The sequence below is a fragment of the Nesterenkonia cremea genome (assembly GCF_014642675.1).
Lineage (GTDB): Bacteria > Actinomycetota > Actinomycetes > Actinomycetales > Micrococcaceae > Nesterenkonia > Nesterenkonia cremea.
The window spans coordinates 1-1,487 of sequence record NZ_BMIS01000032.1 but is presented as its reverse complement, the minus strand read 5'-3'; the positions used below and the strand labels follow the sequence as shown (position 1 = coordinate 1,487).

The 1,487-nt window shown below is 65.0% G+C and carries 1 protein-coding gene; it reads left to right on the top strand.

Annotation, left to right across the window (positions count from 1 at the left end):
* The first annotated feature begins 106 nt into the window (after positions 1-106).
* The gene (locus IEW85_RS14200) at positions 107-1,480 is read left to right on the top strand and encodes an ISL3 family transposase (RefSeq protein WP_229659065.1); all 1,374 of its coding nucleotides are present in this window, start codon (positions 107-109) and stop codon (positions 1,478-1,480) included.
* The last annotated feature ends 7 nt before the right edge of the window (positions 1,481-1,487 follow it).

The following is a 1,487-nucleotide window of genomic DNA, read 5'->3' as shown; positions in this document are numbered from 1 at the left end:
GGCCATTCGCGGTTGAGCGTGGAGGTGTGTCGAGTCAAGGGGCTCGCGCCCTTGTTGGATGATGGATTTTGCCGATCTATCTTCCAAGTAGCAAAGGACGCGAGCCATGTTCCAGCCTACGGGCCCACACCTGTCCCTGCCCACTGCCAGCAGCGTCATTGACGCAGTTCGGGATCCGACCTCGGTGGTGTTCAACCTGGAGGGCTACCAGGTGCTCTCAGCCTGTGATCTTCCGCTGGGCGGCCGGCGGGTCAGCGCCGCTGCCAACAGCGTCGAGGCGGCCTGCCCTGACTGCGGGGTGATCTCGGCCCGGGTGCATCAGCGCACCCGCCAGCGGGTCAAGGACCTCGGCGTCGGCGGCAAGGACATCGAACTGGTGATCATCAAGCCGCGGTTCCTCTGCGTGGAGGTCGCCTGTGCTCGGCGGACCTTCACCCAGGTGACCAACCAGTTGGGGTTCCGGGCCCGCTGCACCACCCGGTTGAAGGCGGCTGCTGTGGAGGCGGTGCTGGATGAGGGGATGCCGATCTGGCGTGCTTGTGCCCGTCACCGGCTGGGTTGGGCGACGATCAACGCCGCAGTAGTGGCCGATACCCTCACCATTCCTGACCCTGATCAGGTGCCGGTGCGGGCGCTGGGGATTGATGAGCACCGTTTCGCTCGGGCGAAGTGGTTCAAGCACCCCGACACTGCTCAGTGGTGCCGGGTGGAGCCGTGGATGTCGACCTTCGTCAACGCTGAGACTGGCCACGTCCTCGGCGTCGTTGACGGGCGCTCCAGTGCGAACATCACCCGCTGGCTGAACCAACGTTCCCAGGCCTGGCTGGAGCAGCTGCAGGTGGTCGCGATCGATCCCTCCAGCGCGTTCCGCAACGCCGTACGCCAGGTGCTGCCGGCGGTGGAGATCAGCGTTGATCACTGGCACGTGGTTCGCCTCGGTAACCAGATGCTCACCGAGGTCCGGCAACGGGTCACCCGCGAAGTCTTGGGCCGGCGAGGCCGGAAAGAGGACTCGGTGTGGGCTCACCGGATGCTGCTGCTGCGCGCCGGGGACCGACTCACCGACGCCGGACTCCACCGGTTAGAGCAAGTCCTCGAAGATGCTGACTATGAGCAGGTTGCTGCCGCCTGGGCGGTCAAGGAGCGCCTACGGGTCATGCTGGCCGCCAAGGACATCCCGGCAGCCCAGAACGCCCGGATCGACTTCGAAATGGCGGTGGCCGCCGCTGACATGGCCGAGACCGATAAACTCGCCGCCACCGTCGGGAACTGGTGGACCGAGATCAAGGTCTTCGTCCGCACCCAGGTCACCAACGCTCGTACTGAAGCGGCCAACACCGGGATCAAACACATCAAGCGCACCGGCCGCGGGTTCCGCAACCAGAAGAACTATCAATCACGTATCCTAGGCACCAGCGTCAGGCAGACACGCCGACGCCGCAGGATCCCCCACCAACAAGGGCTCCACGCTCAACGTTGAATAGCCA

Bases quoted from the DNA above. Each gene is read 5' to 3' on its own strand.
- IEW85_RS14200 (WP_229659065.1), top strand. From the start codon at position 107: ATGTTCCAGCCTACGGGCCCACACCTGTCCCTGCCCACTGCCAGCAGC.